This window comes from Sphingomonas yabuuchiae, from assembly GCF_001477495.1.
GTDB classification, from domain to species: domain Bacteria; phylum Pseudomonadota; class Alphaproteobacteria; order Sphingomonadales; family Sphingomonadaceae; genus Sphingomonas; species Sphingomonas yabuuchiae_A.
This window is the reverse complement of the sequence record NZ_LDTF01000036.1, coordinates 1-14,016: the sequence shown is the minus strand read 5'-3', so window position 1 is coordinate 14,016 and position 14,016 is coordinate 1. Positions and strand designations below refer to the sequence as shown.

Annotated in this window: 10 protein-coding genes and 1 pseudogene; 9 read left to right on the top strand and 2 right to left on the bottom strand. The window is 65.6% G+C overall.

The genetic code is table 11. The features are described from left to right. Positions 1–16: 16 nt before the first annotated feature. From NS355_RS08055 to NS355_RS08035, 5 genes are all read left to right on the top strand, one after another. Positions 17–1,195 carry a hypothetical protein gene (locus NS355_RS08055; RefSeq protein ID WP_153008132.1) on the top strand — a complete coding sequence of 393 codons (1,179 nt, stop codon included), beginning with the start codon at positions 17–19 and terminating at the stop codon, positions 1,193–1,195. Then, the gene (locus NS355_RS08050) at positions 1,192–3,852 is read left to right on the top strand and encodes a UvrD-helicase domain-containing protein (protein ID WP_058745235.1); all 2,661 of its coding nucleotides are present in this window, start codon (positions 1,192–1,194) and stop codon (positions 3,850–3,852) included. Before NS355_RS08055 ends, NS355_RS08050 begins: the two co-directional genes overlap by 4 nt. Positions 3,853–3,907: 55 nt before the next feature. Further along, entirely contained in the window at positions 3,908–4,339 is a 432-nt protein-coding gene (locus NS355_RS08045; protein ID WP_058745234.1) for a hypothetical protein, read from the top strand. A gap of 408 nt (positions 4,340–4,747) precedes the next feature. Then, the gene (locus tag NS355_RS08040; RefSeq protein ID WP_058745233.1) at positions 4,748–7,786 is read left to right on the top strand and encodes a ligand-binding sensor domain-containing diguanylate cyclase; all 3,039 of its coding nucleotides are present in this window, start codon (positions 4,748–4,750) and stop codon (positions 7,784–7,786) included. 37 nt (positions 7,787–7,823) lie between these two features. Then, a complete protein-coding gene (locus NS355_RS08035; RefSeq protein ID WP_058745284.1) occupies positions 7,824–8,042 on the top strand; it encodes a DUF5818 domain-containing protein in 219 nt (72 codons plus the stop codon). A gap of 6 nt (positions 8,043–8,048) precedes the next feature. Here the strand turns inward: NS355_RS08035 and NS355_RS08030 are convergent, their stop codons facing one another. Together NS355_RS08030 and NS355_RS08025 are read right to left on the bottom strand one after the other, a co-directional pair. Beyond that, entirely contained in the window at positions 8,049–8,984 is a 936-nt protein-coding gene (locus tag NS355_RS08030; RefSeq protein WP_058745232.1) for a DUF808 domain-containing protein, read from the bottom strand. A 79-nt stretch (positions 8,985–9,063) separates the two neighbouring features. Next, positions 9,064–9,936, bottom strand: coding sequence for a LysR family transcriptional regulator (locus NS355_RS08025; protein WP_058745231.1), 873 nt, complete (start codon positions 9,934–9,936; stop codon positions 9,064–9,066). A 97-nt stretch (positions 9,937–10,033) separates the two neighbouring features. On the opposite strand from NS355_RS08025, the gene NS355_RS08020 reads away from it, so the two are divergent. From NS355_RS08020 to NS355_RS08005, 4 genes and pseudogenes are all read left to right on the top strand, one after another. Continuing rightward, the gene (locus NS355_RS08020) at positions 10,034–12,109 is read left to right on the top strand and encodes a malate synthase G (protein ID WP_058745230.1); all 2,076 of its coding nucleotides are present in this window, start codon (positions 10,034–10,036) and stop codon (positions 12,107–12,109) included. Then, complete coding sequence (locus tag NS355_RS08015; RefSeq protein ID WP_058745229.1) at positions 12,109–12,678, top strand: gamma carbonic anhydrase family protein; 570 nt, start codon at positions 12,109–12,111, stop codon at positions 12,676–12,678. Before NS355_RS08020 ends, NS355_RS08015 begins: the two co-directional genes overlap by 1 nt. Before the next feature lie 9 nt (positions 12,679–12,687). After that, positions 12,688–13,398 (top strand): response regulator, encoded by a 711-nt coding sequence (locus tag NS355_RS08010; RefSeq protein WP_058745228.1) that lies wholly within the window; start codon positions 12,688–12,690, stop codon positions 13,396–13,398. Continuing rightward, a pseudogene (locus tag NS355_RS08005) lies at positions 13,395–14,016 on the top strand (ATP-binding protein); the annotation flags it as partial. The gene NS355_RS08010 and the pseudogene NS355_RS08005, both read left to right, overlap by 4 nt.

Here is a 14,016-nt window from a genome sequence, read left to right as displayed (position 1 = left end):
GCCAGAGTGCCTGCCGATGAAGGGCAGTCGTTCATCGAAGACGAGGAAGGATCCAGCGCGCCTTCGGATGGTCGAGGCTGCGATTAGGCACGCGGAGCAGGTCGTACGGACCTCAGGGCAGGCCGGACCGGTCCTCTTCCATCCGTCGACGACCAAGAAGCCGTACGCTAAGGCGCCCGCCTGCGGCGCTTCAGATGCTGCGCCCATCAACCCCGCCATGGAGATGGCGGTGCGAAGCGCGCTGGGCATGCCCAATCCTGACACTCCCGCGAAACCCGATGCCGCCAAGTCCGCTCATCCGACGGTAGCAATCGATGCTCGCCGTCAGGCCCGAACCGGGCCGAGCACAGCGCAGAAGCCGAAGACGCCAACGGACGCCGGCACCACGCGGACCCAACAGACCAAAAAGCGGAAGACGCCCAAGAAGAGGACGGGTCCGGTCGGACAGCCGACGGTTTCGAAGAAGGTCAAGGCCCGCAGGACCGGGATGGCACCTATCGCCGTCCGTCCCGCCGCCCCCGAAACCGCCAGCGTGCGACGGAAGGGTGCCGCCTCGAACGCGGCATCCCGACTGGCTATCAACGCCCGGATGAGGACGGGGGCCAGCACCGAAGCGCCGAAGACCGTTTCACCGTTCCCCGAGCTGCAACGTCGCTGGCAGGCGGCCTTCAGCTATCTCCAGCGGTTCGCCGAAGCCAACCCGGATGCGGCCGACGTCGTGGAGGCGAGGCGCCGGATGGCAGAGGTGGAGCGGGAATGGGAGCGTCTCCAGGCTGTCGATCCAAACAGCCCCGACTGCTTCCCGTGGCCCTCAACCGATGCTCCCGCCGGTGATGGTGATGGCCGTGCGGCCGCTGGTGCCTGGCAGGAGATCGGCATGCTGGCCTATCTTGGCTACCATGTCGGTCTATCCAGCACGTTGTCCGCGGCACAGCGGCTCCGGCTTCTCGGGCACGTCTTCGTCATGCGCCTGCCGCCGCTCAACGGCATCGCCTACATGCGACAGTGGGGCGCGCCCGATACGGGCACGCGCCTCAGGAAGATCGCCGAAGGTCTCGCCTCGTTCGCGCGGAACGCGAAGCGCCGCAGGAACCCGAACCTCGCCGAGGCGGTTCGCCAGTGGGAGGACGATCTGGAGGGCCTAAGGCGCGTCCACTACGTGGGCCGCTTCGACTTTCCCTGGCCCGCTCCATGATCGAGTGGCTCGTCCTTGGCGCCTTGGTTCTCGCCGGGGGCGCTTCGAGTTCCGGAAGCCGCTCGTCGTCCTCAGGCAGTCGATCGCCGGCCCCATTCGACACCGGCGAGTATCGGCGCAAGAAGGCAGCCGACGAAGCGGCTTGGCGGGCAGGCTGGGAGCACGAGGTCGACCGGACCCGGTGGATTTCCCAAAGCGTCGCACACCGCATCATCGAGACGTACCCGCTGCCGGGCGCCGACCGAACCTACTTCATGACCTCGATCGAGAAGCCGGCCAAACTGAAGGAACTGCTCGCCGAGTTCGCCGCCCACAACCTCCAGCATCTCGCCGAGCGGAAGGCGGCGCTGAAGCCGTTCTTCGACAGCGTCGAGAAGAACCCGCTCACCGACGAGCAGATGGACGCCTGCATCTGCTTCGACGACGCCGTGCAGATCGTCGCTGCGGCAGGATCCGGCAAGACGTCGACGATGGTCGCGAAGGCCGGGTACGCACTGCACGAGGGGCTCGTCGCGCCAGAGCAGATCCTGGTCCTCGCGTTCAACAGGGATGCCGCCAAGGAACTGGATGCACGCATCCAGACGCGTCTGGCGCAGTTCGAAGGCGTCGATCGCATCACGGCGCGCACCTTCAGCGCGTTCGGCCTAAGCCTGATCGGCGAAGCGACCGGCAGACGGCCCTCCCTCGCTCCCTGGGTGGGGTCCCAGACGGACGAAGTCGCCAAGATCGTCGAGATAGTCGAGGACCTGCGCCGATCGGATCCGACGTTCCGCGAGGACTGGGACGTGTTCCGCACCGTCTATGGACGGGACCTGGATCGCTGGAGCGCGCCTCGCGACAGCGCGAACCCGTTCATCATCACCACCAACGGCGAGCGGGTGAAGAGCGACGAGGAGCGGATCATCGCGAACTGGCTCTTCCACCACGGCGTGTCGTACGAATACGAACGGCCCTACGAATACGACACCGTCACGTCACGGTACGGGCAGTACAAGCCCGACTTCTACTACTCGGACGTCCGGCTCTACCACGAGCACTTCGCACTCAACCGTAAAGGCATGCCGCCGCCGCACTTCGAGGGCGACTATCTCGGAGAACGCCGCTGGAAGCAGGGGCTCCACGAGGAGCGGGGCACCGATCTGTTCGAGACGACGTCGCATGAGATCCGCAGCCCCGGATCGTTCGACCGCCTCCGACACGAGCTCGAATCCCGTGGCCTGTCCCTGCATCACGATCCGGATCGTACGGGAAAGGGGCCGCCACCGCCCACCATCAGTCAGCTCGCATCGACCCTGCGGACCTTCCAGCAGCACGTGAAGGGCAGCGGATTGACGATCGCTCAGATCCGCGCGGCGATCCCGGTCGGGTCCGACGACGCCTACACGGCGCGCCTCACGCGGTTCGTCGACCTCTACGAGCGGATATCGGCGGAATGGGAGGAGAGGCTTCGGGCGATCGAGTGCATCGACTTCGACGACATGATCGTAGCCGCGGCCGAGCATCTCGAGGCCGGCTACGAAAGCCCTTACACCCTGATCCTAGCGGACGAGTTCCAGGACAGCTCGCGTGGTCGCGTCAGGCTCCTGAAGGCGCTGCTGAAGAGCCGCGGCCACGACGCGCGTCTGTGCGTGGTCGGTGACGACTGGCAGGGCATCAACCGGTTCGCCGGCGCCGATCTCTCCGTGATGAGCCACTTCAAGGCGTCGTTCGAGCACTCCACCAGGGTCATGCTGAGCACCACCTTCCGCTGTCCGGCAGCACTGTCCGAAGCGGCCAGCGCCTTCGTCCAGGCCAACCCCCAACAGATCTCGAAGACGGTCGTCACCACCAATAAGTATGATGGTCCGGCGCTGGTGGCGTATGCATCGGAGACGAGCGAGGCGTCCACCTCCCTGCTGCGCGATCATCTCGACGCCCTGCGGAAGCAGGTCGCTTCCGGCGCCCTGCATGGATCGAACGGCCACCGGCCTCGCGTCATGGTCCTCGGACGCTACAATCGGGACCGACCCGCCGACATCGGACGATGGCAGCGCTCCTACGCCAGCGCATTCGATCTCCAATTCCGGACGGTCCACGCCTCCAAAGGCCTGGAGGCGGACTACGTCATGCTGGTCAACCTCACCGAGGGCCTGATGGGGTTTCCGGCCAAGCAGACAGACGACAGCGTGTTGGATCTAGCCATGCCTGAACCGGACCCGTTCCCGATGTCCGAGGAGAGGCGGCTGTTCTACGTCGCCCTGACCCGCGCCAAGCGGCAGGTCCGGATGTACACGACGATCGGTGAACCCTCGCGTTTTTTGATGGAGCTCGCGAACGGCGGACACCTCAGGATCAAAACGACCGGGGGTCTCCTGGAACCATGCCCCTCGTGCCGGTCAGGCCATCTGAAGCTGATCGATGGGAGGAACGGCACGTTCCAGGCGTGCAGTGGGTCACCATCGTGCCGATTCAAGCGGAACGTCGCCGTTCGGAGCGGCAGTCCTTCGGCCGGGAACGATCGCATCGAGGCGCCCATGAAGGCCGGCTGCCGTTGCCCGATCTGCGGGACCGGCACGCTGATCCTGAGGGACTCGGGACCCTACGACCCCTTCCTGGGATGTTCGGAGTACCCGAGGTGTCGAGCGCGCGCGCTACCACTGGAAGCGGCGCGCATTTGATCGCACTACTGAGGTTCCTGCCGCGAGGATCGGATGTGAAGGAAGGAAAGAGGAAGTGGGCGTCTACGTCAATCTGAAATGCCGAGGCTGCGGCGAGAGCCTGACGGGCGGCTACGTGCGCACCTACGCGGGGATAGGCGAGCCGCTCATCGATTGCCCACGCTGCAAAACCGTCAACAGTCATGCCGACCGGGTCACCGAATGGCAGCTGATGGGCGGATTCAGGAGGTTCTGGCTCTTCCTCACTCTAGGATGGTCGACGCTTTTCTTCTACGGCATCGGCGGAACCGTGCTTGCCACGTTCCTGCTCGTCAAGGAAGTGACCCGATCCGAAGAAGCCGTGTTCGCGATCATCGCGGCCGCCTTGGCGATCGGCCTGCTCCGCCTCTTCCTCTACTTCCGCAAAGGCATCCGACTCTCGAGCGAGCGCATGTGCAATCCGGCCTATCGAGAGAAGCTGAGAAGGCATGGGCTGGCATCAGGATGAGCCAATGACGTTCGGAGTCCTCCGCGCACCGGAGACTGGATCTGGTGATTGCCAAGCGATTGCCTGACATCGTGCCGCGCCATCGAAGCGGCAGCAGTACCCCGCGAAAATCCCGGTTTTACGCTTGTTCGTCGCAGCATCGTCGAGCCCACGCATAGAAGGCGTCCATATCCACATGGATGATCTTGCGGCCTTCAGGCTGCGGATGCTCGGCGGAAGAAGGTGTTGGCGTTGACACGCAAAAGCCCGGAATGATCCTTGCGCCCGCACGCTACGGGCTTGAAAACGAAACAGGAACAGTCCGGATACGTCAAGCCCCAGGTTCGTCGGGATCACGGCAGCCGCACTGATCGAAATTAACATCCTCTTATCGAACCTTGCCTAAAAGGGGCGCGGGATAATGATTTGATGCGCTTCCGATCCTTCGGTGCCGCTGCCCTTTTGTTGCTCCTGTGTCTGCCCGTCATGGTTCGGGCAGAGGCGCGCGGCGATCCATGGGCGGCTTGGCAATGGGCCAGCTTCACACAGCTCGGCGATGCGGTGCGCCTGCCACACATCACCGCGACGGCCGTCGTCCGCGCCAGCGACGGGACCATGTGGATCGGCACGCGCGGCGGCCTGATCCGCTATGACGGACAGCGTGTCCGCAGTTTCAAGGCCTTGTCGAGCGATCCTTTTTCGCTGCCGGACAATTATGTCCGCTCGCTCTTGGCATTGCCCGATGGCGGGCTGCTGATCGGAACCAATGTCGGCGGACTGGCGCGTTATGAACCGGCGAGTGGCCGGTTCATCCGGTTGAAGGCTCGAAATGGAACGACCGGCAGCCGCATTTTCGGTTTTACGCCGGATGGTTCGGGAGGAGCCTATATCGCGTCGGACGGCGGCGTTCATCGTTACATCGCCAAGGCCGACCAGCTCGACTCCATGACGGGATCGGCGATCCGCTCTGCCGATGGGCGTCGCGAGGGCGCGTTTGCGGTTTACCGCGATCCGGACGGCACGCTCTGGGCGGGTTGTGAAGGCGGGTTGTGGGTTCGGCCGGCCGGGGCCGGACGTTTTCAGCGGACTTCGCTTGTCGATGCTGCGAACAACCGTGACGTCTGGTCGATTCTGCGCGATCGGCACGGACGGCTATGGGTCGGGACGGGTTCAGACGGCGTCTATTCATCGACCGATCGCGGCATCGACGCACGCTTTTCGCAAACGCCCTCTTTGCGGGGGGCCGCCCCCCTGGTCGGGCACCGGACGATCAGGGCGATCGTCGAAGACGAACGCGGGCGGCTCTGGGTCGGTACCGACGGCATGGGAATCGTGCTGATCGATCCCAGCAACGGCTTTTCCGTGACCGCCATCCGACACCTGAGCGCCAACCCGATGTCCCTTGCGGGTGATACGGTGCGCGCACTGGCGCTGGACGGGTCGGGTGGCGTCTGGGCTGCGACCGAAATGGGCGCAGCGCGGACGCAGGGGCTGGGCGGCGGAACGTTGCGTATCGGATCGGCGATGCCCGATCCGCGCATGTCGCTGTCGGACGACAATGTTCGTGGAATCATGGTCGACCGACATGATCAGGTCTGGCTGGGCCTGAGTAACGGGACCGTCGATGCACTCGACCGGACGGCAGGTCGGGTGCGTCGGCTGACCCTGAACGGCCAGCATGGCGGGCAGGATATCAAGGCGCTGCTGGAGTCGTCGGATGGCACCATCCTGGTCGGCGCGCGCGGCGTCGTCGCGATCGATCCGCGCAGCCTGTCCCAGCGTGCGCTGACGGTAGACGGGCTCGGCGACCTTCCGGTCATCTCTTTGGCCGAGACACCCGATTCCCTGTTGATCGGCACCTATAAGGGGCTGTTCATTCGACGGCGCAGCGACGGACAGGTGCGGGTGTTCGAACATGATGCCGCCGATCCGCACAGCCTGCCCAACAATGAAGTCATCAATATCGTCACGCTGCCCGATGGCAGCGTAATGGTCGCCACGCCCGGCGGCGTCGGTCGTCTCAACGTGGCGGCGGGGAAGTTCACCAATTTTTCCAGCCGGTCACCCGGGCCAGGAAGCTTGCCGCAGGATTATGCCGGTTCGATCATCCCGTCCGGGCGCAAGATATGGGTGGGAACCTATGGCGGCGTAGCATTGGGTCAGCCGGTGGCAGGCGGCTGGCGCTTTCGTGCGATCGCGGAAACACAGGGGCTGGCAGGCGACAATGTCGCCTCACTCGTCCTCGATGCCCAGCAACGTCCCTGGGTCGCGAGTGCCGGCGGCATCTCGGTCATCGACCCGGTGAGCCGCCATGTGCGGGTCATGAGCCAGCGCGATGGACTGAGCGCGAGCGCCTTCAATCAACGCGCGGCGGCGCGTATGGCGGACGGGTCGCTGCTGTTCGGTGCGCCCGACGGGCTGATCGTCTTGCAACCCGACGTTCTGCTGGGGCGGCTGAGCCATGCTCGTTCTGGGCCATTGATCGTCAGTTCGGCGGATATCGACGGTCACGCGCTGGCCGTGGACTCGGCCGTCAAGTCGCTGTCGCTGCGCTGGGGTACGGACAAGCGTACCCTGCGGATCGGCTTTGCCCTCGCCGATTATGACGCGCCGGAGACGATCCGCTACAGCTATCGGCTGACCGGTTTCGACCGGACATGGATGACGGTGCCTGCAGGCACGCCTGCCAGCGCGACCTATACGAATCTTCCCTCCGGCACTTATAGCCTGGAGCTCCGGGCCTATATCCCGGGCCTGGGTGCACGGATGGTCGAGCGTCGCGTCGAGATCACGGTCGACCCGCAATGGTATGAAAGCTGGGCAGGCCGGGCCGGGCTGGCGCTTCTGTTCCTGTTGTTGCTGGGGGCGACCTTCTGGGCCGTTACCGCGGTCGTACGCCGTCGCGCGCGAATACTGGAGGCCATGGTCGAAGAGCGGACGAGCGCATTACGCGCCGCGAACGAGCAACTCGACCGCCTGGCCAGCACCGATCCCCTGACCGGACTTGCCAATCGCCGGACCCTGATGGCGGCGCTTCAGGATGCGCGCGACCAGGCGATCACTACGGACAACGGCTTTACCTTCGCGCTGCTCGATATCGATCATTTCAAGCGGATCAATGACGGCTATGGCCACGGCGCTGGCGACGAAGTGCTCGTGCGCATGGCGGACCGCCTGCTGAAGGGCATGAGATTAAACGACATCGTCGCCCGCTATGGTGGCGAGGAAATCGCGATCCTCTTTCACGGCGCGACGCTCGACAGCGCGACGGGCATCGTCGAACGCTTACGGCAGGAAATTGCCAGCACCCCGCTGCTGGTCGGCAGCCAAGCGATCACCGTCACCTTCAGTGCGGGCGTGACGGAATGGCGTCCGTGCGAAGACGTCGGGGCCACGATCCGTCGTGCCGATGAGGCGCTCTACGAAGCGAAGCGAAGCGGACGGGACCGGGTGGCGCGGGCTGCCTGATCCGGAACCTGCGCACGCCCGTCAGTATTATATGGACATGACGACGAACGATAGCACCGATACCGCCCCGCCGCTGGTCCGGAGCGGTCGTCTGGTCCGCCGGGGCGGTGCCTTCGTGCTGGAAGGCGATGACGGCAGGCATCTGGAATTGCGCCTGATGCGGGTTCCCATCGATCATGTCGGCAAATCGGTCGCCGTGACCGGCCACCTGCTGAGTCCGGACGTGATGGAGGTCGATGGCGTCAGGGCCGCCTGACCCGGATCAATGCGCTTTCTTGCCGGGGATCAGGTGCAGCACGCCCACGATGATGGCGCCGATGACGAGGCCGACAATGGCGGAGCCGATCGCCCCGACCAGCCACTCCGCCGCCGAACCGCCGACGGGCAGCGCCTCGCCCGCATGATGCGCGGTTCCGTGGATCAGATGGGGCAGGGTGGTCAGCCCGAACTCTTCCATGCCATGGACGATGATCCCGCCCCCGACCCAGACCATCGCGGCGGTGCCGACGATCGCCAGCACGCGAAGGACCACCGGCATCGCCTTGACCAGGCCACGCCCGATCGCCTGGGCGGTCGCATTCTCGCGACCGGCCAGGTGCAGGCCGATATCGTCCATCTTCACGATGGCCGCGACCACGCCGTACACGCCCACGGTGATCGCGATGCCGACCAGCGCCAGGGCGATGGCCTGGGTGGCGATCGACAGGTCGGGAAGTTCCGACAAAGCGATGGCCATGATTTCCGCCGACAGGATCAGGTCGGTCCGGATCGCGCCGGATACCTGCCGTTCCTCCAACTGTCTGGCGTCGACCGGCGCGGTATCCTCCGCCTCGGCATGATGGCCGGTCAGCGTTTCGAGGATTTTCTCGCTCGCCTCGAAACACAGGAACGCGCCGCCTGCCATTAGGATCGGGGTGATCGCCCAGGGCGCAAAGGCACTGAGCAGGAGGGCGGCCGGCAGGAGAAAGATCAGCTTGTTGCGCAGCGAGCCCAGCGCGATCTTGCCGATGATCGGCAGTTCGCGCTGCGGCGCCAGCCCGACGACATAACGCGGAGTAACGGCCGTGTCGTCGATGACCACGCCCGCCGCCTTCGCACCCGCCCGCGCCGAAGCGCCCGCGACATCGTCCAGCGATGCCGCCGCCAGCTTGGCGATCGCCGCCACGTCGTCCAGCAATGCGACCAGACCACCAGCCATCGACCCGTATCTCCCTAAGCCCTGTTACCCCGTGCCTAGAGGCTCCTTGGAGACGATGCACGGAAAAATGACGGGCACGTCATGTCATCCATGCCGCGTCGCGCCAGACCTCGCGCAGATGTTCGAGCAAGGCGCCTACCGCCACTGGCACCCCCGCCGCCGCATGGAGCGCCCAGATGCCGACCGCCGCCGATCCTTCATACGCGGGAAGGACACGGACCAGCCGTCCGTCCGCCAACGCGTCGCCCACGTCCCATAGCGAGCGAAGCGCGATCCCAGCGCCGCCGAGGACCAGTTCACGAACAACCTCGCTGGAGGAGGTTTCGACACGGCTTTCCCCGTTCACCATGGCCCCCGTGAGGCGCCAGGGAAACTGGCCCTGCGCGGCAAGCAGTGCATGGTCGGCGAGGTCGGTGATGCTTCGCGGAGTTCCGGCTCGGGCGAGATAGGCGGGGCTTGCGCAAAGAATTCGGCGGTTGTCGGCCAATCGATGCGCTTCCAGTCCGGAAGGTGGCGTCGCCGTGATCCGGATCGCCAGATCGATGCCGCTGTCGATCATGTCGACGAAATCGTCGGTCAGATCGAGCCGAAGCCGGATCGCCGGATAGCGATCGAGAAACGGGGTCAAATACGGCGCGATCCACATCCGCCCGAACGAAGTCGGTGCACTTATCCGAAGCGGACCGGCGGGGCCGCCACCCTTCTGCGCCACCCGCGCCTCGGCCGCGCGAAGCCCGGCGACCAGCGGCGCGACGTCCGTATGGAAAGCGGCCCCGGCCGCGGTCGGGGCCAGACGGCGGGTCGTACGGTGGAGCAGCCGTATCCCCAATCGACCCTCCAGCCGGGCAATTCGTTTCGACACCATGGCGGGCGACAGGCGCCAAAGACGCGCCGCGCCCGCCAGACTGCCCTCACGAACGACATCGACGAACAATGCGATATCGGGGTCCATTCGTTCCTCCGGCGATCGACAGCTATTCGATTATGCCGACTACCGACGCGAATGGCGATGCTCTATCATTCCGGTCATCGGGCAAAAGGAGAGTTTTATGCTTCAGGAAAGCCGCATGATCGACCGCCACGGCCTGTCCATTGCCCCCGCTCTCTTCCGCTTTTTGGAGGACCATGCGCTCCCCGGCAGCGGCGTCGATCCGGATCGCTTCTGGGCCGGTATAGCCGATATCATCACCCGCTTCGGCCCGGAGAATGACGCTCTGTTGCGTCGTCGTGACGCTCTGCAAGCCGAGATCGACGACTGGTATCGACAGGGCGGAGTACGCGACGGAGCGGCGCAGCGGGCGTTCCTGACCGAGATCGACTATCTGGTTCCCGAGCCCGCGCCCTTCACCATCGCACCAAAGCATGTGGACGAGGAAGTCGCGTCGCGGGCCGGGCCGCAGCTGGTGGTGCCGATGCTCAATGCGCGCTTCCTGCTCAATGCCGCCAATGCCCGTTGGGGCAGCCTGTACGACGCGCTATACGGCACCGACGCCATCGCGCCTGTTTCGGGTGGTACGGGCTATGACCCCGAGCGCGGGGCGGCGGTGATCCGCTGGGCGCGTGAATTTCTGGACGAGGCCCTGCCGATTGCCGGGGGCTGGGATGAGGTGCCCGACCTTGCCACCGCCATCGAGCGACTGGAGGACCCATCGCTGTTCCGGGGGCGGAGCGAGAAGGGCTGGCTGTTCAGCCATCACGGCCTGCATATCGAGATCATGGTTGATGCGAACCACCCGATCGGTCGTACCGACAAGGCCGGGATCGCGGACGTCGTGCTGGAGTCGGCACTGACCACCATTTGCGATCTGGAGGATTCGGTCGCGGCGGTGGATGCGGAAGACAAGGTGGCGGGCTACGCGAATTGGCTCGGCCTGATCGATGGCACGCTGACGGCGCGGATCGAGAAGGGTGGCCGCTCCATCACGCGAACGCTGGCGTCGGATCGCGAATATCGCGCCCCCGACGGCACCGTCTTCGCATTGCCGGGACGCAGTCTGCTCTTCGTGCGCAATGTCGGCCATCTGATGACCACGCCCGCGGTCAGGCTGGCGGACGGTCGCGAAGCGCCCGAGGGTTTCCTCGATGCGATCGTCACTAGTCTGATCGCGATGCGGGGCGGCGGCTCGATCTATATCGTCAAACCCAAGATGCACGGGCCGGAGGAAGCCGCCTTCGCCGACCGCCTGTTCGACGCTGTCGAGGATATGCTGGGCCTCGACCGGCATCGCATCAAGATCGGCGTTATGGACGAGGAGCGCCGGACATCGGCCAATCTGGCCGCCTGTATCCATGCGGTGAAGGACCGGATCGTCTTCATCAATACGGGTTTCCTCGACCGTACCGGGGACGAGGTCCATAGCGCGATGCTGGGCGGTCCGGTGGTGCGCAAGGCGGCGATGAAGGAATGCGACTGGATCGCGGCCTATGAGGATCGCAACGTCCAGATCGGGCTGGCCTGCGGCTTTGCCGGTCGGGCACAGATCGGCAAGGGCATGTGGGCGGCCCCCGACCGGATGGCCGACATGCTTGCACAAAAGGGGGCGCATCCGCTGTCGGGCGCCTCCACCGCCTGGGTGCCGTCACCGACTGCGGCCACGCTGCACGCCACCCATTATCACCGCATCGACACCGCCGCCCGTCAAGCCCAGCGCGCCGCCGAACCAGTCGCCTCGCTGGAACGGCTTCTCACCCCGCCCATTGCCGAAGCGCCCGACTGGTCGTCTGAGGAGATCGCGGCGGAACTCGACAACAATGCGCAGGGGCTGCTCGGCTATGTCGTGCGGTGGATCGATCAGGGGGTGGGCTGTTCCAAGGTTCCCGACCTTCACGATATCGGCCTGATGGAGGATCGGGCAACGTTGCGCATCTCGTCGCAGCATATCGCCAACTGGCTGCATCACGGCATCGTCTCGGCCGATCAGGTCGAGGAGGCACTGGCGCGCATGGCGGCCAAGGTGGATGCGCAGAATGCGGGCGATCCGCTCTACCAGCCGATGACGAAGGACGGCCTGGCGATGCAGGCGGCCCGTGCGCTGATCTTCGAGGGGCTGGCACAACCCAATGGCTATACCGAGCCGCTGCTCCACCGCTATCGTGCGAAGGCCAAGTCGAAGGAGAAGGCCTGATGCCGCTTTACGCACTGGAGGAACGCCGGCCGGTCCTTCATGACACCGCCTGGATCGCCCCCTCGGCGGACGTCATCGGCGAGGTCGTGCTGGGCGAACAGGTCAGCCTCTGGTTCGGCGCGGTGGTCCGCGCCGACAACGGCCCCGTGCACATCGGTGCGCGGACCAACATCCAGGACGGCGCGGCCCTTCATTCCGATCCCGGAAGCCCGCTGACCATCGGGGCGGACTGCACGGTCGGGCACCGCGCGATCCTGCATGGCTGCACGGTGGAGGACGGATGCCTGATCGGCATGGGCGCAACCGTCCTGAACGACGCGGTAATCGGGGCCGGGTCGCTGGTCGGCGCTGGCGCGCTGGTTACGGAGGGCAAGGTGTTTCCGCCCGGCAGCCTGATCGTCGGGGCACCCGCGCGCGCCGTCCGGACATTGGAGCCCGAGCAGATCGCGCGGCTGCGGACCTCCGCCTTTGGCTATGCGGAACGCGGCCGACTTTACGCCGCCGGGCTGACGCGGCTGGACGCGGATCAACCGGGCGAAGACGTTGACGGACGGACGGGACCTGCCTAGCCAAAGGGGGTGACGCCGCCCACCATCCTGATCGTCGAGGACGATCCCGCCCTCCGCACCCTGACAGCGCGTGCGCTTCAGGAAAATGGTTTCGCCGTGAAGCTGGCCAATGCCGCGCCCGAGATGTGGCAGGCGCTGGAGGTGGGGCAGATCGATCTGATCCTGCTCGACATCATGCTTCCGGGCACGAGCGGTATCGATCTCTGCCGCCAGGTCCGCCAGAAAAGCACGGTTCCCATCATCTTCATCAGCGCCAAGGGAAGCGAGGTCGACCGGGTGGTCGGGCTGGAACTGGGTGCGGACGATTACCTCGCCAAGCCTTTCGGCACCCGCGAGTTGGTCGCACGCATCCGCGCCGTTTTGCGTCGCGGCGGACTGGAAAACACGCCGGGCGAGCGCGAGGCGGGAATTCTGGGCTTTGACGGCTGGACCGCCAATCTGCCGCGTCGCGAACTGATGTCGCCTTCGGGTGCACAGGTGGAATTGACGGGGGCGGAGTTCGACCTGCTCGTCGCCTTTCTGGACAATGCGCAGCGTGTCATCGCGCGGGAGCGACTGATCGAGTTGTCGCGCGCGCGGATCGGGGACAGCTCCGACCGCAGCATCGACGTGCTGGTCAGCCGCCTCCGCCGCAAGCTGTCGGGGGCGGGCGGGGCTGCGCCGATCGTCACGGTGCGCGGCGTCGGCTATATGCTGAACGTGCCGGTGGAACGGCGGTGATCCGCCCCTCGGTCGGCCTGCTCGGCCGGATCGTCGCGATCCTGCTGCTGGCGGTTACGATCGAGTTCGCGATTTCCACCTATCTCTACGAACGCGCCAGCCATGTGTCGGTGCGCGACGACGAAGCCCGGCGTCTGGCCGAACATCTTATCGTCGCCCGTCGCGTGCTCAACGAACGCCCCGCCGGCGAACGACCGGAGGTGGCCGAGGAGCTGACCACCGATCGCTATATCGTCAGCTGGTCGTCCTCTGCGCCGCCACGGCCGAAGATCGCCCCTGCCATGGACAGCATGCAGCGCCAGATCGTCGACTGGGAGCCGTCGCTGGCGGCGACCGATATCCATTTGCGGCTGACCTCACCGGGGCGGACGTCTGTCGTTTCGGGTGATCTGCGATTGGATGACGGATCGCTGCTCAGCTTCCGGATGCGTGAAGGGGTTCGGACACTCGATCTCGCGCTCGGGCGGGTGCTGCTCGCGCTGATCCCGGCGATCGCGCTGATGCTGCTCAGCGGTGCGCTGATCGGACGTATCCTGCACCCCTTGCGAACACTGGCACGCGCCGCCGACAAGCTGGGTCGGGGGCAGGGCGGGCAGGGGGCGGCGCGTGCCAGTGTTC

Coding starts and splice junctions, on each gene's coding strand:
- NS355_RS08050 (WP_058745235.1), top strand. CDS start 1,192: ATGATCGAGTGGCTCGTCCTTGGCGCCTTGGTTCTCGCCGGGGGCGCT.
- NS355_RS08055 (WP_153008132.1), top strand. CDS start 17: ATGAAGGGCAGTCGTTCATCGAAGACGAGGAAGGATCCAGCGCGCCTT.
- NS355_RS08020 (WP_058745230.1), top strand. CDS start 10,034: ATGCTTCAGGAAAGCCGCATGATCGACCGCCACGGCCTGTCCATTGCC.
- NS355_RS08015 (WP_058745229.1), top strand. CDS start 12,109: ATGCCGCTTTACGCACTGGAGGAACGCCGGCCGGTCCTTCATGACACC.
- NS355_RS08040 (WP_058745233.1), top strand. CDS start 4,748: ATGCGCTTCCGATCCTTCGGTGCCGCTGCCCTTTTGTTGCTCCTGTGT.
- NS355_RS08035 (WP_058745284.1), top strand. CDS start 7,824: ATGACGACGAACGATAGCACCGATACCGCCCCGCCGCTGGTCCGGAGC.
- NS355_RS08030 (WP_058745232.1), bottom strand. CDS start 8,984: ATGGCTGGTGGTCTGGTCGCATTGCTGGACGACGTGGCGGCGATCGCC.
- NS355_RS08025 (WP_058745231.1), bottom strand. CDS start 9,936: ATGGACCCCGATATCGCATTGTTCGTCGATGTCGTTCGTGAGGGCAGT.